The following is a 17,606-nucleotide window of genomic DNA, read 5'->3' on the forward strand; positions in this document are numbered from 1 at the left end:
CATGGAAATGCCAGCACCCAGCGCCAGTGTCCTGTCGCGCAAGGATCAGATCGTCAGCCGCCTGAAAGCGGTTCTGCCGGATGCCGCGGTCATCTCAGATGTGATGGAAACCCGCGCGTACGAGTGTGATGGCCTGACGGCCTATCGCTGCCCGCCGATGTGCGCAGTGCTGCCCGCGAATACGCAGGAAGTCGCGGCGGTCCTGAAAATCTGCCACGAACTTGACGTGCCCGTGGTGCCGCGCGGGTCTGGCACATCGCTCGCAGGCGGGGCCTTGCCCACGGCCGACAGTGTCATTCTGGGCGTTGCCCGCATGAATGACGTGATCGAAACAAATTACGCCGACCGCTATATTCGCGTGCAAACGGGGCGCACCAATCTTTCTGTGACCGGCGCTGTCGAAACAGACGGATTTTTCTATGCGCCTGACCCGTCAAGCCAATTGGCCTGTGCCATCGCGGGCAACATCGCGATGAATTCCGGCGGCGCACACTGTCTGAAATACGGGGTGACGACCAATAACCTGTTGGGCGTGACCATGGTCACGATGGACGGCCAGATTATCGAAATCGGCGGCGCGCATCTGGATGCGGGTGGGCTGGATTTGCTGGGTGTGATCTGCGGCTCAGAAGGACAGCTTGGCGTGGTGACAGAGGCCACCTTGCGCATTTTGCACAAGCCCGAAGGCGCGCGGCCTGTCCTGATGGGGTATGATAGTTCAGAAGTGGCAGGTCAGGTTGTGACCGACATCATCAAGGCAGGCGTTTTGCCCGTCGCCATCGAATTCATGGACCGCCCCTGCATCGAGGCAACCGAGAATTTCGCCAAAGCAGGCTATCCGATGTGCGAGGCCTTGTTGATTGTCGAGGTGGAAGGATCGGACGCAGAAATCGACGCGCAACTGGCCCTGATCATGGAGATTGCGCGCAAACATAATCCGGTGGAGTTGCGCGAAGCCAAAGACGCGGATGAGGCTGGCCGCATCTGGCTGGGCCGTAAATCGGCCTTTGGCGCGATGGGCCAGATCAACGATTACATGTGTCTGGACGGGACAATTCCGGTATCGTCCTTGCCCTACGTGCTGAAACGCATCAGTGAGATGTCGAAAGAATTTGGCCTTGATGTCGGTAACGTCTTTCACGCGGGCGACGGCAATATGCACCCGCTGATCCTGTTTGATGCCAACAAACCCGGTGATCTGGAGCTTTGCGAAGAATTCGGTGCCGAAATTCTGAAGCTCTGCGTCGAAGTGGGCGGTTGCCTGACAGGCGAGCATGGCGTGGGCATCGAAAAACGCGACCTGATGAATGTGCAGTTTGACCCCGCCGATCTTGAAGCACAGATGGCCGTCAAGGATGTCTTTGACCCCAAATGGCTGTTGAATGCCGCCAAGGTTTTCCCATTGGATTGCTCTGCACCCAGACGCGCCGCATGATGGGGGCTAGCCCCCGGGCTGCGCCCTCCCCCAGGATATTTTTGCCCAAAAGAAGATGACATGACCCCCAAAACCGAACAAGAGCTTGCAGAGGTAATCGCGGGCAGCAATGGCCCCCTGCGGATTGTGGGTGGGGGCACCCGTCCGATTGGTCAATCGGACGGTGATGCGCTGGGCACATCGCAGATGCGCGGTATTACCCTGCATGAGCCCGGCGCGCTCACGCTTGTTGCCAAGGCCGGGACGCCGGTTGCAGAGATAGAGGCCGCCCTTGCAAAGGAAAACCAGCGCCTCGCCTTTGAGCCGATGGATCACCGCGCACTGCTTGGTACCACGGGTGAACCGACGATTGGCGGCGTTGTGGCGGCAAATGTATCGGGCCCGCGCCGGATTGCCGTTGGTGCCTGCCGTGATTTCATGTTGGGTGTGCGTTTTGTCGATGGGTCCGGCAATGTCATCAAGAACGGCGGGCGAGTGATGAAGAATGTCACAGGCTATGATCTGGTGAAGTTGATGACAGGGTCCTATGGCACGCTTGGGGTGTTGACCGAAGTGTCATTGAAGGTGCTGCCTGGTGTCGCACAGGAAACAACGCTGGCGCTCGACGGGCTGGACGATGCGACAGCGGTTGCAGCGATGTCCGCTGCACTCTCCTCTCCCTATGAGGTCACCGGCGTTGCCCATGACCCGGTGGCAGGCAAGACTTTGTTCCGTCTGGAAGGGTTTGCCGACTCGGTGGCTTACCGCGCCGCCGAATTGACCAGACTGCTTGCAAAATTCGGGCAGCTGGTGGAGTTGGACAGACCCAGGCAGTGGCAGGCCGTCCGCGACGTTGTTGCATTTGCGGGACAGCCGGGCGATGTCTGGCGTCTGTCGGTCAAACCATCTGACGCTGCTGCCCTGGTGGCCAAGATGGACGCAAAGGCGGTGCTTTATGATTGGGGCGGCGGGTTGGTCTGGGCGCTGACCGATGGCGGAGATCTGCGCGCGCGCCTGGGCGATTTTCAGGGACATGCGACATTGATCCGTGGCACTGGCGACTTCCCCGTTTTTCAGCCCGAGCATGCTCCACTGGCAGCTATCAGCGCCGGGCTGCGGGCCAAATTCGACCCCCGGAACATTCTGAACCGGGGCTTGATGCAGTGATCAGCTTTATGACATTTTTTCAAACCGGACCAAGGGCCTGACATGCAAACGACGTTCACCCCTGAACAACTCACGGACCCTGGCACCCAGCGGGCTAACGAAATTCTGCGAGCCTGTGTACATTGCGGGTTTTGTACGGCGACGTGCCCAACCTATCAGGTGTTGGGTGACGAACTCGATAGTCCACGGGGCCGGATTTATCTGATCAAGGATATGCTCGAGAATGAGCGAAAGCCCGACGAAAAAACCGTCAAGCATATCGACCGCTGCCTTTCTTGTCTGGCCTGTATGACCACCTGCCCGTCAGGCGTGCATTATATGCATCTGGTCGACCATGCCCGCGCTTACATAGAGAAGAACTATGACAGGCCCTGGTCCGACCGTGCCTTGCGCTGGTTACTGGCGCAGATCCTGCCCTATCCGACGCGGTTCCGCATTGCCCTGTTGGGTGCCAAGATCGGGCGCCCATTCGCCCGGCTGATGCCCGATGCCCGCCTGCGCGCAATGGTGGAAATGGCCCCAAAGACAATTCCCCCCGTCAGCCGTAATGACGACCCGCAGACGTTCCCGGCAAAGGACCGGAAGATGCGCGTCGCCTTGATGACCGGCTGCGCCCAAAAGGCGCTGAATACCGACATCAATGATGCAACCATCCGCCTTCTGACCCGTTTGGGCGCAGAGGTCGTCGTGGCCGAAGGTGCCGGCTGCTGTGGCGCGCTGACCCATCACATGGGCAAGGAAACCGAAAGCCATGCCGCAGCGGCAGCCAACATCAAGGCGTGGATCAAGGAGATCGACAACGGCGGGCTTGATGCAATTGTCATCAATACCTCTGGCTGCGGCACCACGGTCAAGGACTACGGGCATATGTTCCGCAATGACCCGCTGGCAAAGGATGCCGCCCGTGTGTCGGCAATTGCCATGGATGTGTCCGAAGTGCTGATGAAACTGGATCTGCCCGAAGGTGCGGAAAAGGGCACCAAGGTCGCCTATCATGCGGCCTGTTCGCTGCAACATGGGCAACAGATCAAGACGTTCCCCAAGGATTTGCTGCGCAAAGCCGGTTTTACCGTGCTTGAACCAGCCGATAGCCATTTGTGCTGCGGCTCGGCCGGGACCTACAACCTGATGCAGCCCGAAATCTCAAAGCAGTTGAAAGCGCGCAAGGTGCAAACGCTTGAGGCGCTGACCCCCGACATCATCGCCGCTGGCAATATCGGCTGTATGATGCAAATCGGCGGCGGCACAGACACACCGATTGTGCATACTGTAGAACTGCTCGATTGGGCAACGGGCGGGCCGCAGCCATCCGCGCTAAGCGTTGAGGGCAAGCGTACACCGCAGGTGCCTATCCTGCGATAATGCCATAATGCTGCCCCAACTGTCGCGCATGCTGGATGCATCGAACAGGACACATGCGATGCGCTCTTTCTTTTTGATGATGATCAGTCTGCTGTTTTCAGCCGCCAGTCTGACCGCGCAAGAGGGCAGTCAATCGGGACTGGTCACGCTGGAAACCCGGCAGGCCAGCCAAGGCTGGGAAGGCGTCGGGCGTCTGGACATCAGGGGCAAGGGTTTTTGCACCGCGTCATTGATCCGCGACCGGCTCATCCTGACTGCGGCACATTGCCTCTTTGATACCGACGGGTCATTGCTGTCGCCAAACCGGTTCGAATTTCGGGCGAACTTGCGTGACGGGCGTGCCGCCGCAACGCGCCGGATTTCGCGGGCCTATGCGCATCCGGACTATGTTCACGAGGGTGACGCGGGGACCCCATCGACGGTTGCCTTGGATATTGCCGTGCTGGAACTGGCGCAGCCCATTCGGACGACCGGCATCAGGCCATATCTGATCGCCCAGCGCCCGCTGACAGGCGATGAGGTGGGCGTTGTGTCCTATGGTCGGGGCCGGGAAGAGGCGGCAAGCCTGCAAGAGCTTTGCAGCGTTCTCGGTCGCCAGACAGGTGTCATTGTGATGAATTGCGATGTGGACTACGGCTCAAGCGGCGCGCCTGTCTTTGTGGTGCGGGATGGGCAGACGCGCATTGCCTCGGTCATATCGGCCATGGCGCAGGTCGACGGGCAGAAAGTATCGCTTGGAACGTCACTGGATGGCCCGCTTAGCGCGCTTCTGGCCCATTTTGCAGCCTTCGGCCCGGCGCGGCCCGGTGGCACGCAGCGGATCCTGCGCACCGGCGAACGCAATGACACAGGCGCAAAATTCATTCGCAACGACTAACGCGCCGTGGGCTTGAAAAGCTCAAAAACACTCCCCACATTTCGAGTAGCGGGATGCCTCTGCGGGTCCCGCATTCAAAATGCCTGTCCCATAGGGGAAGGTGAAACACTTGTTATCGCTTGATAAAGGATGACCAAATATGCGTAGTTTTGACCTGACACCACTTTACCGTGCCACTGTTGGTTTTGACCAGATCGCCGACCTGATGGATCGTGCAATCGCCAGTGACGTGGGCCAGAATACCTATCCGCCCTACAACATCGAAAAGATCGATGATGACGCATGGCGCATTTCAATTGCCGTTGCGGGATTCTCGGAAAATGATTTCGCGATTGAGGTCAAGGATCGGTCGCTGCATGTGACCGCCCGCAAGGCCGAAGATGAAACGGAGCGGAATTACCTGCATCGTGGCATCGCGACACGCGCGTTCGAGCGGCGCTTCCACCTTGCCGACCATGTCCGCGTGACTGAAGCCAGCCACGAGAACGGCATGCTGCATATCGATCTGGTCCGCGAAGTGCCCGAAGCACTCAAACCCCGCAAGATCGCGATCACAACGGCAGGAAAGAGGGACGCAAACCTCGTTGAGGCCAAATCAGTCAACTGACCTGAACCAAACCGTAAGATGGGTTTAAACCCATCTTACCTTGCATCAATGCGCCTCGGCCCAATTCGCGCCCTGTCCGGCGTCAACGGCCAGCTTCACATCCAGTTTCACTGCTGGATCAGATGCATTTTCCATCACATCGCGGGCGGCGTCGATCAAGGCGTTGGCGCCGTCCTCTTCAACTTCGAATATCAGTTCGTCATGGACCTGTAGCAACATTTTGGCAGGCATCCCCTCAATGGCCGCGGGCATCCGGATCATTGCCCGCCGGATCACATCCGCCGCCGTCCCCTGAATAGGTGCGTTGATTGCCGCCCGTTTGGCAAATCCCGCGTGCGGACCTTTGGCATTGATTTCAGGCGTGTTGATCTTGCGTCCGAAAAGCGTTTTCACATATCCCGTGTCCTTGGCAAAGGCGACGGTGTCATCCATGTATTTTCTGATGCCCGGGAACCGCTCGAAATAGCGGTCGATGAATCCCTGCGCCTCACCCCGTGGAATCCGCAAATTGCGTGCCAGTCCAAAGCCGGAAATGCCGTAAATTACCCCAAAATTGATTGCCTTGGCCTGCCGCCGTATCTCGGGTGTCATTTCATCCAGCGGCACGTCAAACATTTCAGAGGCGGTCATGGCATGAATATCCAGCCCGTCGGCAAAGGCCTGTTTGAGCGCATCAATGCCCGCCACATGGGCCAGAATACGCAATTCTATTTGTGAATAGTCAAGCGATACCAGAACCTTACCCGGTTCAGCCACAAAGGCTTCGCGAATACGCCTACCTTCTTCGGAACGCACCGGAATGTTTTGCAGGTTCGGATCTGTTGACGCAAGCCGCCCGGTGGTCGCGCCCGCAATCGAATACGACGTATGAACCCGCCCCGTTTCCGCATTGATATGTTCTTGCAGCGCATCCGTGTAGGTCGATTTCAGCTTCGACAGTTGCCGCCAGTCCAACACCTTGCCGGGCAGTTCATGCTCTGTGGCGAGATCCTCAAGCACGTCAGCCCCAGTGGCATAAGCGCCCGTCTTGCCCTTTTTGCCGCCCGGCAATGACATTTCGTCAAACAGAATCTCGCCCAGTTGCTTGGGCGATCCCACGTTAAAGGGACGGCCTGCCATTTCCTGAATTTCCGCCTCCAGCCCCGCCATCTTCTGGGCAAATGCATTGGACATCCGGCTTAGCGTATCGCGGTCAACCTTGATGCCGTGCCGCTCCATTTGGGCCAACACCGGCACCAGCGGTCGTTCCAGCGTTTCATAGACCGTCGTCACCTGTTTGACATGCAACTGCGGCTTGAAATGCTGCCACAGGCGCAGAGTGATATCAGCATCTTCGGCGGCATAGGCAACGGCTTTGTCAATCGGCACCCGGTCAAATGTGATCGCAGATTTCCCGCTTCCCAGAAGTGGCTTGATCGGGATGGGCGTGTGGCCCAGATAACGCTCTGACAGGGTATCCATGCCGTGATTATGTAATCCTGCATTCATCGCATAGGACATCAGCATGGTATCATCAATCGGGGCGACGGCGATATCGAGACGCGCAAAAATCTTGGCGTCATACTTCATGTTCTGGCCGATCTTCAGGATCGCAGGGTCTTCCAGAACGGGCTTGAGCAATGCAAGACAGCGGTCCAAATCCATCTGCCCCTCCGCCACTGCATCGGACCCAAATAAATCGTCAGTGGCCGCAGCCTTGTGGGTCAATGGAATATAGCAGGCATGCCCGGCCTCTACGCACAGCGAAATGCCCACAAGATCGGCGATCATTTCATTCAGGCCGGTCGTTTCCGTATCCACGGCGACATAGCCCCGGTCGTGTATGCGGTCGATCCAGACCAGTAAGGCGGCCTCATCCATCACGCATTCATATTTGTCCGCATCAAATGGCATCGCTTCGGGGGCGGCGGCCTCAGAAGTTGGAGCTGTATCCTCAATCACCGGCGGTGCAATGCCCAGTTTTTCGGCAATCCGTTTGGTGACTGTGCGGAATTCCATCTCGGCCAGAAAGCCCATCAAGACTTCAGGTTCCGGGTCACGCACTTCCAGATCGTCCAGCCCGAACGGCAACGCCATGTCGCAATCCAGTTGCACCAGCTTTTTGGACAGTTCAATCTGCGCGCGGTGGTCAATCAGCGTCTGGCGGCGCTTGGGCTGCTTGATTTCTTCCGCGCGATCCAGAAGGCTCTCAAGATCGCCGTATTCATTGATCAAGAGGGCCGCCGTCTTGATCCCGATACCGGGAGCACCGGGCACGTTATCGACAGAATCGCCCGCTAATGCCTGCACATCAACAACACGATCAGGCCCGACACCGAATTTCTCGACGACGCCTTCGGCATCAATGCGCTTGTTTTTCATCGGGTCGAGCATTTCGACCCCGCCGCCGACAAGCTGCATCAGGTCCTTGTCCGACGACAGGATCGTCACCCGCCCACCGGCATCGCGCGCCTGATGGGCCAGCGTCGCGATGATGTCGTCAGCTTCAAACCCCTCCAACTCTTCACAGGCAATATTGAAGGCTTGGGTTGCGGTCCGGGTCAGGGGGATTTGCGGGCGCAGATCTTCGGGCATCGCCTCGCGATTGGCCTTGTACTGGTCATACAGCTCATTGCGGAACGTATGACTGCCCTTGTCGAAAATTACCGCCACATGGGTCGCGGCGTCGGGGCCATTGTTGCCCTCAACATAGCGCTGCAACATATTCACAAAGCCACTGACAGCGCCAACAGGCAGCCCATCTGACTTGCGGGTCAGCGGTGGCAACGCATGATAGGCCCTGAAAATAAAGGCCGAGCCATCAATCAGATGCAGGTGGCATCCTTTGCCGAATTTGGGTGCCATGAGACCCCTCCTTTGCGCGGTTCAGGCATGGTTCTGCCATGTTCCGCAGCAAGGGACCAGATCAGACTTTGTCGGCAAAATCCTGATGCACCAGCTTGGCGTCACAATAGGGGCACTCGACAAAACCGGTCTCGCGCGACACGGTCAGCCACACGCGGGGATGTCCCAGCGCCCCTTCGCCGCCATCACAGGCCACGCGCCAGTCTTGGACAATCCGGATTTCGGGTGGAGGCGTTGTCATGAAGTCACCTGTTTGGTTGCTGCGGCGGGCAACCCGCCTTAAGTCAGAGGCAGATATATAGCAGCAACCCGAAATGGGAAAGACCAGCATGACCGACAATGCGATAGAAATATCGGGCCTGAAAAAGACCTACGCAGGCACAAAAAAAAGCCCAGCAAAAGAGGCCCTGAAGGGCATTGACCTGAACATACCGCGCGGGTCAATATTTGGGCTGCTTGGGCCAAACGGGGCGGGCAAATCCACGCTGATCAACATTCTGGCCGGGCTGGTCGTGAAATCAGCAGGGACGGTCAAGATCTGGGGCTTCGATCAGGATCAGAACCCGCGCCAGTCGCGCGCCTCCATCGGGATCATGCCACAAGAACCCCACCTTGACCCGTTTTTCACGCCAGCAGGGTCTTTGGATGTGCAGGCGGGGCTTTACGGGGTGCCGAAATCCCAACGCAAAACCGCTGAGATTCTTGACCTGATCGGGCTATCAGACAAGGCAAACGCCTACGCGCGGTCCCTCTCGGGGGGCATGCGGCGCAGGTTGCTGCTGGGCAAAGCGCTGGTGCACAGCCCGCAAATCCTCGTGCTGGACGAACCAACAGCCGGGGTCGATATCGAGCTGCGCAATCTGCTGTGGAAAAACGTGCGGCGACTGAATGAACAGGGCATGACCATCATCCTGACCACCCACTACCTCGAAGAAGCCGAAGAAATGTGTGATGAGATCGCCATTATCAACCACGGAGAGGTCATCATCCGTGACAGCACCCCCAACCTTCTGGGGCGACTTGACAGCAAAACGCTGGTCATTACCCCCGCCGAGGATTGCGCGCTACCGGACCTGCCCACCGGGATCACCGGACAGAAACAGGACGACGGAACCCTGACATTCAGCTACCACAGTGCCCAGACGCCGGCGGAGACAGTGCTGGATATTCTACGCAAAGCCAATATCCGGATCAAAGACGTCAAAACGCAGGAATCCGACCTTGAGGATGTGTTCCTGTCGCTCACTTCAGCGCAATAGACTTCTTATGGCCAAAAATATCCCCGCCGGAGGCCCCAAAAAATAAAAATGCGCGTCAGCGCTCAATGTGGCATCATGCGACCCAGTTGTTTTCCGCCGATGATGTGCATGTGGTAGTGCGGCACATCCTGGACACCATGGGTCCGGGTATTTGAAATCGCGCGGAAACCTTCTTCAACATCGCTCAGCCGACAGACCTCTGCAACCGCTTGCAAAAAACCGACCTGTTCGGCGGGCGAAGCATCGCGGGCAAAATGATCAAGGCTGACATAAGCTCCCTTGGGGATCACCAGCACATGCACAGGCGCGGCTGGATTGATGTCCTTGAATGCCAGCGCGTGTTCGTTCTCATAGACGGTGGTGTTTGGGATTTCGCCGCGCAAAATCTTGGCAAAAATATTCTGGTCGTCGTAGATATAGTCCATTGGGTCCTCAATCGGTAAAAAGATGGGGGGTGTTAGCAAGTGTCTCGGCCACGTCGTGATGGACGGTCAGAAACTGCACCAGTGCTGCGGCGTTGTCCGAGAGGGGTGCGCGATCACTTATTCGCGCAGCACCCGGCAATTTCGCGTCACGTATCGCATCGCGCTGGTGGATGATGTCATGGCGGATGGCAGGCAACAGGCGGGCAAGTGTTTCGGCCGCGGTCTGATCACCCACAAGTCCGACGCGCTTTGCGTGCCCAATCAAATAGTCATCATCAAAACTGCAAGCGATCTCAAGCAGGCGGGTTGTGGCACTGTCGGCATAGAAGTCCTCAAGCAGGTCCAGCCGGGCGGTATCAAGGCAAATGACCAGTCGGTCGCTTTCATAGTGATCAAACAACAGTCGGATCAGCGCGCGCCTGTGGCGACCGCGTTTGGCCAGACTTGCCTCGATGCCGCCCAGTTCGGGCAATGGCGTTGCCTCTTCATCAAATAAATACTCTAGCGCTGGCACATTGGTATGGCGGCGAATGGACTCCACCAGCCGTTTGGCCACATGCCACTTTTTGCAGGCGATAATCAGCAACTCGCGATCACGGCCCAATGTCGCGCCATCTTCCCAGAACCGGGGAGCGAACCGTTTACCGATCCGGCCCTGGCCGGTCAGAAAACGGAACAGGTTGCGCCCCTCGTTCGAGATCACGAAATCGGATCGGTCACTCGCGTAAAGTTCGCCCAGTCGCGTGCGCAGTTCACGTGCCTGCGGGCTGATCTTTCGGGCAAATAACGCATCTTGGCCCAGCAATAAATCGTAGTGATCATTATAGAACGTTACCGGCATCCCGTAGTCGCTGAACATCAGGAATGTCAGGGTACGATTCTCGATCTGGGTACTGGGCACGATATGGCGCACGAGCGTCTGAAAAAACGTCTCGTCCGGAATCCACGTGGTGCGAAAGAACCGCATCACATCACGCCGCGCCCGCGTGAACTCTAAAATCTGTTCAATCGTATTGCGGCGCAGACACCACCATTGACTGCCAATCATGATCTGGAGGTCAGACGGAATCTTGCGCGTCAGACCAAGGCGCTTTTGCAGATGAAAGCTTTGATAGAACAACCATTTCTGCGCGCGTTCATTGAAAAAATGCCGATAGATCAACCGTTCTTCGACAAAACCTGTCTTAATCCATTTGCTTTCAAAGAAATCGTGGCTTTCGATGAAGTCGCTGTCGTGCTCATCAAGAAATTCATGGGCATAGCGCGCCGATTTGATCGCCATGCAATCGCCCGAAACCATGTAGAAATGGCTGGCCCGCGGAAAGGCCTCTACCGCCGCTTCCACCGCGTTCAACGTGGCCTGCACCAGACTCCATTCACCCCACCCACATTTGATACGGCGCTTGGCAAATACGACATTGGGGTTATCGCCCAAGGCATCTTTGATCTGCGCAAACGCGTCGGCAGAGGCAGAGGCATCAAAGTGGATCGCGATATAGTCACCTGCCGCCGTCAACTGCTGCGCTTGCTGCACAACTGCATCCGGGTCTTTGTGACAAAGTAAAATGAACGCGATTCTTGCCATAGAGTGTCTTTTGATCCCGTATTCAGCGGTATTTTCATGACATACATTGAAGGGACATTGAATATACAGGACTTCTTTGTTCTTTTATGGCAGCAGGTTGAACCAGTGAGCGAATTTCTCGCGGCGGAGTATAAAAAAGATGAGCTTTCCCGGCACATGGATGACGACGAGCGAAAGCATGGTCTACCGCGTGGTGCCCAAATGCGCCTGCTCGACCATTGGTCAGATCATGTATTATTCCGATCATGGCCAGTTCTTTGATGGCGATATTCATGATGCCAAGTCAGGCATCCACAAATGGGCGATGGAAAAGAGCCAACCCCTGATCCGGCAGAATGTGACCGCCCATAAAAGCTTTGCCTTTACCTGCGTGCGCAATCCCTACACCCGCATCCTGTCATCGTTCTTCGACAAGATTTGCGGCATTCAGCGCAATGGCAAACGCTACCGGGGCAACCTTGTTCCCCTGCTGGTTCAGAAATACGGGATCAAGGTGGGCAGCCCGGAAGACGGCTTTGAATTTGACCAGATCAAAAGCTTTCGCCGGTTTCTGCTGTTCGCCCGCGACACCATCCGCTGGCGCCGTCCGATGGACCCGGACATCCATTGGTCGGCCATGTCCGGTCATATCTCGACCTATATCGTGAACGGCGGCCGGTACGATCGGATATTCTGGACCGAGGATTTCAACACAGGCATGCAAACCGTACTGGACCAGGTCGAAACCGCCACCCCCGTCGATCTGGGCGCCATTCCCCGCTTTAACGAAAGCGAAGGGCATGGGCCGAAACGCGCACACCCGGTTGAGGATTATTTTGACGACCTGTCGATGCATCTGATCTATGAAATCTACAAAAAGGATTTCCAGATCTTCAAATATGATTTCGAAAACCCCGCCAACAAGATGCCCACCGGTGAAATTGATCTTGATGAGGTGCACGCCAAGCTGGGGCAGTGAGGCCGCAACTTTTGCCGTCGCTCTCCCTCGACGTTTGGGAAAACTGTATTAAATCTGGCCCATTAACCGGTAAGGGGCCAGCGACGTGACGACAGTTTTGATACTTGGCAGCGGCCCGAATGTCGTGACCTGCATGGGCTGGCCCCGCGTGCCATTTGACAGGATTGTTGCGATCAACAATGCATGGTCGGTGCGCCCGGATTGGGATGATCTGATACATCCTGACGATTTCCCGGTCGAGCGTCAGCCTCTCGAACTGGCCCCGCATCAGCGCATCATCCGGTCTGCGGATTACGTGCCCTCGCAAAACGACTATGGCGGCTTTGTCTATGCGGGCGGAACCATGGCCTTTACTGCCGGCTACTGGGCGCTGGCCGCGCATAGACCACGTGTGATGGCCGTTCTGGGTTGCGACATGGTCTATCCGAAAACCGAAAAGACCCATTTCTACGGCACAGGCACAGCCGACCCGTTGCGTTCTGATGTGACATTGCGGAGCCTAGAGGCAAAATCAGCGCGCCTGATGGCACTCGCTTCGATGCAGGGCTGCGCCATGGTCAACCTCAGCACGCGGGAAAGCCGCCTTGTCTTTCCACGCGGCACGCCAGAGACCGCTGAACAAGCAAAGCCCGCGCCCGTGAACGAGAACATCATTCGGCAGGCGCTGGCAGAAGAGACGCGGCTTGGCTACTATGTCCCTTCCGGCAAATACTGGAAGGAAGAGGACCGGTTCGATCCCAATGCCATAGATGCGCTTGATGCGCTCTGGCTCAAATCAGTCCATGACGTGTGAAGAGTTCCGACAGGTCCGCTTCTGGCCGCGCCCCGATATGGCTGATCACCTCGGACGCGGCGACATTACCCATCTTGCCGCAAGTTTGCAGATCGTGGCCATTTGTCAGGCCCCAAAGGAATGCACCGGCAAACAAGTCGCCAGCGCCTGTCGCGTCGACGATATCTGTGGGCACGGCGGGGACATGCCAACGCTGACCATCTGACAGGATGTGGACCCCATTTTCACTATCGGTACAGGCGACGATGCCAACCTCGGCACCGACTTGCGCAAGTGCCGTATCAAAATCGTCCGTCTGGTACATAGACAGTATTTCTGCACGGTTGCAGAACAGCAGATCAACGTGATCGCGGATCATGTCGCGGAACGCGTCGCGGTGGCGTTCGATGCAGAACGGGTCGGACAGGGTGATTGACACGCTCCCCCCTGCCCCCTTGCAAGCGGAAATCGCCTTGGCAAAGGCCGCGTGGCTGTCGGGACCATCGAAACGGTAGCCCTCAAGATAGATCCATTCCGCTTCGGCCATCTGCGCTTCGTCAATATCATCGGGCGACAAAAACTCGGTCACGCCCAGATAGGTATTCATTGATCGTTCGCCATCCGGCGTCACGAGAACAATGCACCGGCCTGTTTCGGCTTCTTCCGTCCTTGGGGCCATCGCCGTTTCATAGTCAGCCCCCTGCGCCCGCAAATCATGGGCAAAGATCGCGCCCAACTGGTCATCCTTGACCTTACCCACATAGGCAGAGCGGCCGCCCAGATGCGCAATACCCGCAATCGTGTTGGCCGCTGATCCGCCGCTGATTTCCTTGGCCGGACCGACGCTGGCATAAAGCGACACCGCACGGTCCATATCAATCAGCTGCATGATACCCTTGCCAATCCCGGCCTCGGCCAGAAACGCATCTTCTGCGCGCGCCAGAACATCGACCATCGCATTACCGATGCCCACGACTTGGTACTTTTTCATAGGTTCTTATCCTCAAACTGACATAGATCGCGGATCAGACAAACCGCGCATTTCGGTTTCCGTGCCACACATACGTAGCGCCCGTGCAGTATCAGCCAATGATGAGCATGAAGTTGATAGTCGGCAGGAATATGATCTTCGATCGCGCGTTCAACTGCATCGACATCTTTGCCGGGGCAAATGCCCGTACGATTGCCTACCCGGAAAATATGGGTATCCACCGCCTGTGCGGGTTGTTTCCACCACATGTTCAGCACGACATTGGCGGTCTTGCGCCCGACGCCGGGCAGCGATTGCAGGGCGGCGCGTGAATTGGGGACCTCGCCACCGTATTCATCGACCAGAATCTGGCTCATCTTGATGATATTCTTGGCCTTTTGGCGGAACAGGCCGATCGTCTTGATGTGTTCGGTCAGCCCTTCCAGACCCAGATCAAGCATTTTCTGGGGCGTGTCTGCGACCTTGAACAACGCACGCGTAGCTTTGTTCACGCCAGCATCGGTGGCTTGTGCCGACAGAGCCACCGCCACAAGAAGCGTATAGACATTCACGTGTTCAAGCTCGCCCTCGGGCTCAGGTTCTGCCGCCTGAAAGCGTGCGAAAATTTCGCGTATCGTATGATAATCAAGCTGCTTTGCCATGCGCCAACATATGCCCCCTCAGACAGACCGGGGCAAGCGCAGGTTCCGCAATATTCGGGTCGCCGATGTTTGAACTGGCGCGTAATGTAGCCAACATGGAACACAACGACACATATCACTATCAGGTCATGCGCCGCGCGATCGAAACAATAGATGCCGCGGGCGACACGCAACTGACGCTGGCCGGCCTCGCCGCCGAAATGGAAATGAGCCCCGCGCATTTCCAACGACTGTTTTCGACATGGGTCGGGGTCTCGCCAAAGCGGTATCAGCAATATCTCACGCTGGGTCATGCCAAGGCCCTGCTACGTGACCGGCACACCACACTCGACACCGCGCACGAGGTCGGTCTTTCCGGTAGTGGCCGCCTGCACGATCTGTTCGTGCGCTGGGAGGCGATGAGCCCCGGCGACTATGCCCGCGACGGCGCAGATCTGACCATAAACTGGGGCTGGTTCGACAGCCATTTTGGCCCTGCACTAGTTATGGGGACTGACAGGGGTATTTGCGGTCTGGCCTTTGCCGCAGAGACGGGCAAGGCCAGCACGATGGCCGACATGACAGCACGATGGCCACGTGCGATTTTCGTCGAAAACCCTGACATTGTTGCGGGCTGGGCAAGCGCCGCACTTGGGATGCGTGGGGAAACCCAGCTGCACATGCTGGGCGCACCTTTTCAGCTGAAGGTGTGGGAAGCATTGCTGACCATTCCATCGGGGCATATCACCACCTATTCCGATATCGCGCAGGCCATCGGCAGCCCCAAGGCAGTCCGCGCGGTCGGCACGGCGGTCGGACGGAACCCGGTCAGTTGGCTGATCCCCTGTCACCGTGCCTTGCGGAAATCCGGGGGCCTGGGCGGTTATCACTGGGGCCTCCCGGTCAAACGCGCGATGCTGGCATGGGAATCCGCACGTTGCGATGCGGGGGATGATCTGCGCTAACTTTCGCGAAATTCTGCAAAACCCGGTTGCGTTATTGGATATCATGGGTGGAATGTGCATAAGCACGGCTAACCCAACCCCGCGCAGAAGCGCGTTTTGAAGAAATGGAACATAAGAAAATGAAAATTTCTAAACTCCCCCTCGCCATTGTCGCATCTTCACTGGTCCTGGTCGCGGGCTGTGCCGGAAATGGCGGACCAAACGATTTTGAACGCACACGACAGGGTGCGGCTATCGGGGCAGCCAGCGGCGCAATTCTTGGTGCTGTCATCAACCGCAACGACTCTGTGCGCGAGCGTAATCAAGGGGCCTTGATTGGTGCCGCTCTGGGTGCAGGCATCGGCGGCGCGATCGGGAACAATCTTGACCGTCAGGCCGAAGAGCTGCGTCAAAGCCTTGGCAACGGTGTTGGTGTCACCCGTCAGGGCGACCAGCTGATCGTGACCTTGTCGCAAGACATTCTCTTCGCGACCAACTCGACCGCAGTGTCGGGTGCATCACAAAGCGATCTGGCCACCGTTGCGGGGTCACTGAACCGCTATCCCAACACAACGGTCAATGTGATCGGCCACACCGACAACGTTGGTTCCGCTGAATTCAACCAGGATTTGTCGCAGCGCCGCGCGCAGGCCGTTGCGTCCTTGCTGATCAGCAATGGAGTGTCGCCCGCACGTGTCCGGTCCATCGGAGCCGGTGAAAACCAGCCAATTGCATCGAACCAGACCGCGAGCGGTCGCCAGCAAAACCGCCGGGTTGAGATTATCATCACCGAGGGCTGATCTGCCAACACAGACATCCAAAGGGGTTGCCCGAGTGGCAGCCCCTTTTTTGTTGTAGTGCGGGGCAATGTGGTCATACTATCTTACCAATTATAACAAAGGTGCCCATATGCCCTTCGAACCTGTCAATCAGGAAAAGCTGTCTCATGGCGTCATTCGGCAAATCGAAGCGCTGATCCTGCGCGGCATTCTGCGCCCTGGTGAAAGGCTGCCGTCTGAAAGGGAATTGAGCGAACGTATGGGTGTGTCCCGCCCGTCGCTGCGCGAGGCATTGGCCGACTTGCAGGACCGTGGCCTGCTGACGTCAAAGGCCGGTGCAGGGGTCTATGTGGCCGATGTGCTTGGCTCGGCCTTTTCGCCCGCTTTGGTCAAGCTGTTTGGCAGTCACGACGAAGCCGTGTTCGACTACATCAGCTTTCGCCGCGATATGGAGGGGCTGGCCGCCGAACGCGCTGCCAGTCAGGCCAGTGATACCGACCTCAAGGTGATTGCCGCCATTCTTGAGAAGATGGAAGCCGCCCACCAAAAACGCGACCCGGCGGACGAGGCCGCATTGGACGCCGATTTTCACCTGTCGATCATCGAAGCCAGCCACAATATTATCATGCTGCATATGATGCGATCGATGTATGATCTGCTGCGCGAAGGCGTGTTCTACAACCGCTCGCTCATGTTCCGCCAGCGCGACATCCGCGACATGCTGTTGGCACAACACAGGGCCATCAACAGCGCACTTCAGGCCCGCGACCCCGCGCAGGCGCGCGCCGCAGTCGAGGCGCATCTGAGTTTTGTCGAAACAGCATTGATGGATTCAAGGAAGGCCGACCAGAACGAACTGATCGCACAAAAGCGATTTGAACATGAGGCTAACCGCTAAGGCGCTTGCCAAAAAGCTGTAATTCAGGTTTTTCGCGAATCTCTCTAGGGTTGTTCTTGCAGGATACGGACCCACAGCCAAAGGCTGACCACCACCTGAATCAT

General features: G+C 57.3%; 17 protein-coding genes. 11 read left to right on the forward strand and 6 right to left on the reverse strand.

The features are described from left to right. Position 1: 1 nt before the first annotated feature. The 5 genes from C8N45_RS20045 to C8N45_RS20065 all read left to right on the forward strand — a co-directional run bounded on the left by C8N45_RS20045 (position 2) and on the right by C8N45_RS20065 (position 5,427). Entirely contained in the window at positions 2-1,435 is a 1,434-nt protein-coding gene (locus C8N45_RS20045; RefSeq protein ID WP_108388316.1) for an FAD-linked oxidase C-terminal domain-containing protein, read from the forward strand. A 60-nt stretch (positions 1,436-1,495) separates the two neighbouring features. Next, complete coding sequence (locus C8N45_RS20050) at positions 1,496-2,581, forward strand: FAD-binding protein (RefSeq protein WP_108388318.1); 1,086 nt, start codon at positions 1,496-1,498, stop codon at positions 2,579-2,581. A 42-nt stretch (positions 2,582-2,623) separates the two neighbouring features. After that, positions 2,624-3,943 (forward strand): glycolate oxidase subunit GlcF, encoded by a 1,320-nt coding sequence (gene glcF, locus C8N45_RS20055; protein ID WP_108388320.1) that lies wholly within the window; start codon positions 2,624-2,626, stop codon positions 3,941-3,943. Positions 3,944-4,001: 58 nt separating this feature from the next. After that, complete coding sequence (locus C8N45_RS20060) at positions 4,002-4,820, forward strand: trypsin-like serine peptidase (protein WP_108388442.1); 819 nt, start codon at positions 4,002-4,004, stop codon at positions 4,818-4,820. A gap of 139 nt (positions 4,821-4,959) precedes the next feature. After that, positions 4,960-5,427: an Hsp20 family protein gene (locus C8N45_RS20065; RefSeq protein WP_108388322.1), complete on the forward strand. Its 468-nt coding sequence runs from the start codon at positions 4,960-4,962 to the stop codon at positions 5,425-5,427. Between the two features lie 45 nt (positions 5,428-5,472). On the opposite strand, the gene polA is transcribed toward C8N45_RS20065, so the two are convergent. Both polA and C8N45_RS20075 read right to left on the reverse strand, forming a co-directional pair. After that, a complete protein-coding gene (gene polA / locus C8N45_RS20070; RefSeq protein WP_108388324.1) occupies positions 5,473-8,271 on the reverse strand; it encodes a DNA polymerase I in 2,799 nt (932 codons plus the stop codon). Positions 8,272-8,332: 61 nt separating this feature from the next. Then, a complete protein-coding gene (locus C8N45_RS20075; protein ID WP_108388444.1) occupies positions 8,333-8,512 on the reverse strand; it encodes a zinc-finger domain-containing protein in 180 nt (59 codons plus the stop codon). Between the two features lie 88 nt (positions 8,513-8,600). Between C8N45_RS20075 and C8N45_RS20080 the strand changes: the two genes are divergently transcribed. Beyond that, positions 8,601-9,530: an ABC transporter ATP-binding protein gene (locus C8N45_RS20080; RefSeq protein WP_108388326.1), complete on the forward strand. Its 930-nt coding sequence runs from the start codon at positions 8,601-8,603 to the stop codon at positions 9,528-9,530. Positions 9,531-9,592: 62 nt separating this feature from the next. Here C8N45_RS20080 and C8N45_RS20085 read toward each other — a convergent pair whose 3' ends face one another. Both C8N45_RS20085 and C8N45_RS20090 read right to left on the reverse strand, forming a co-directional pair. Then, positions 9,593-9,955: an HIT domain-containing protein gene (locus tag C8N45_RS20085; protein ID WP_108388328.1), complete on the reverse strand. Its 363-nt coding sequence runs from the start codon at positions 9,953-9,955 to the stop codon at positions 9,593-9,595. Positions 9,956-9,962: 7 nt separating this feature from the next. Next, positions 9,963-11,540 carry a DUF5928 domain-containing protein gene (locus C8N45_RS20090; protein ID WP_108388330.1) on the reverse strand — a complete coding sequence of 526 codons (1,578 nt, stop codon included), beginning with the start codon at positions 11,538-11,540 and terminating at the stop codon, positions 9,963-9,965. A gap of 139 nt (positions 11,541-11,679) precedes the next feature. On the opposite strand from C8N45_RS20090, the gene C8N45_RS20095 reads away from it, so the two are divergent. Further along, entirely contained in the window at positions 11,680-12,498 is an 819-nt protein-coding gene (locus C8N45_RS20095) for a sulfotransferase family protein (protein ID WP_108388332.1), read from the forward strand. A 133-nt stretch (positions 12,499-12,631) separates the two neighbouring features. Next, positions 12,632-13,291 carry a hypothetical protein gene (locus C8N45_RS20100; protein ID WP_108388334.1) on the forward strand — a complete coding sequence of 220 codons (660 nt, stop codon included), beginning with the start codon at positions 12,632-12,634 and terminating at the stop codon, positions 13,289-13,291. On the opposite strand, the gene C8N45_RS20105 is transcribed toward C8N45_RS20100, so the two are convergent. Both C8N45_RS20105 and nth read right to left on the reverse strand, forming a co-directional pair. Next, positions 13,269-14,261 (reverse strand): adenosine kinase, encoded by a 993-nt coding sequence (locus C8N45_RS20105; RefSeq protein ID WP_108388336.1) that lies wholly within the window; start codon positions 14,259-14,261, stop codon positions 13,269-13,271. The genes C8N45_RS20100 and C8N45_RS20105 overlap by 23 nt on opposite strands. Next, positions 14,258-14,902, reverse strand: a complete 645-nt coding sequence (gene nth, locus C8N45_RS20110; protein ID WP_108388338.1) for an endonuclease III — start codon at positions 14,900-14,902, stop codon at positions 14,258-14,260. Before nth ends, C8N45_RS20105 begins: the two co-directional genes overlap by 4 nt. Positions 14,903-14,997: 95 nt before the next feature. On the opposite strand from nth, the gene C8N45_RS20115 reads away from it, so the two are divergent. From C8N45_RS20115 to C8N45_RS20125, 3 genes are all read left to right on the forward strand, one after another. Further along, entirely contained in the window at positions 14,998-15,846 is an 849-nt protein-coding gene (locus C8N45_RS20115) for a methylated-DNA--[protein]-cysteine S-methyltransferase (protein ID WP_108388446.1), read from the forward strand. 119 nt (positions 15,847-15,965) lie between these two features. Then, on the forward strand, positions 15,966-16,625 hold the full coding sequence (locus tag C8N45_RS20120) for a YiaD family glycine zipper/OmpA-like lipoprotein (protein WP_108388448.1): 660 nt from the start codon (positions 15,966-15,968) through the stop codon (positions 16,623-16,625). Between the two features lie 109 nt (positions 16,626-16,734). Beyond that, positions 16,735-17,502: a FadR/GntR family transcriptional regulator gene (locus C8N45_RS20125; RefSeq protein ID WP_108388450.1), complete on the forward strand. Its 768-nt coding sequence runs from the start codon at positions 16,735-16,737 to the stop codon at positions 17,500-17,502. The last annotated feature ends 104 nt before the right edge of the window (positions 17,503-17,606 follow it).

It is taken from the genome of Yoonia sediminilitoris, assembly GCF_003058085.1.
GTDB lineage: Bacteria > Pseudomonadota > Alphaproteobacteria > Rhodobacterales > Rhodobacteraceae > Yoonia > Yoonia sediminilitoris.

Bases quoted from the DNA above. Each gene is read 5' to 3' on its own strand.
- C8N45_RS20045 (WP_108388316.1), top strand. From the start codon at position 2: ATGGAAATGCCAGCACCCAGCGCCAGTGTCCTGTCGCGCAAGGATCAG.
- C8N45_RS20050 (WP_108388318.1), top strand. From the start codon at position 1,496: ATGACCCCCAAAACCGAACAAGAGCTTGCAGAGGTAATCGCGGGCAGC.
- glcF (WP_108388320.1), top strand. From the start codon at position 2,624: ATGCAAACGACGTTCACCCCTGAACAACTCACGGACCCTGGCACCCAG.
- C8N45_RS20060 (WP_108388442.1), top strand. From the start codon at position 4,002: ATGCGCTCTTTCTTTTTGATGATGATCAGTCTGCTGTTTTCAGCCGCC.
- C8N45_RS20065 (WP_108388322.1), top strand. From the start codon at position 4,960: ATGCGTAGTTTTGACCTGACACCACTTTACCGTGCCACTGTTGGTTTT.
- polA (WP_108388324.1), bottom strand. From the start codon at position 8,271: ATGGCACCCAAATTCGGCAAAGGATGCCACCTGCATCTGATTGATGGC.
- C8N45_RS20075 (WP_108388444.1), bottom strand. From the start codon at position 8,512: ATGACAACGCCTCCACCCGAAATCCGGATTGTCCAAGACTGGCGCGTG.
- C8N45_RS20080 (WP_108388326.1), top strand. From the start codon at position 8,601: ATGACCGACAATGCGATAGAAATATCGGGCCTGAAAAAGACCTACGCA.
- C8N45_RS20085 (WP_108388328.1), bottom strand. From the start codon at position 9,955: ATGGACTATATCTACGACGACCAGAATATTTTTGCCAAGATTTTGCGC.
- C8N45_RS20090 (WP_108388330.1), bottom strand. From the start codon at position 11,540: ATGGCAAGAATCGCGTTCATTTTACTTTGTCACAAAGACCCGGATGCA.
- C8N45_RS20095 (WP_108388332.1), top strand. From the start codon at position 11,680: ATGAGCTTTCCCGGCACATGGATGACGACGAGCGAAAGCATGGTCTAC.
- C8N45_RS20100 (WP_108388334.1), top strand. From the start codon at position 12,632: ATGGGCTGGCCCCGCGTGCCATTTGACAGGATTGTTGCGATCAACAAT.
- C8N45_RS20105 (WP_108388336.1), bottom strand. From the start codon at position 14,261: ATGAAAAAGTACCAAGTCGTGGGCATCGGTAATGCGATGGTCGATGTT.
- nth (WP_108388338.1), bottom strand. From the start codon at position 14,902: ATGGCAAAGCAGCTTGATTATCATACGATACGCGAAATTTTCGCACGC.
- C8N45_RS20115 (WP_108388446.1), top strand. From the start codon at position 14,998: ATGGAACACAACGACACATATCACTATCAGGTCATGCGCCGCGCGATC.
- C8N45_RS20120 (WP_108388448.1), top strand. From the start codon at position 15,966: ATGAAAATTTCTAAACTCCCCCTCGCCATTGTCGCATCTTCACTGGTC.
- C8N45_RS20125 (WP_108388450.1), top strand. From the start codon at position 16,735: ATGCCCTTCGAACCTGTCAATCAGGAAAAGCTGTCTCATGGCGTCATT.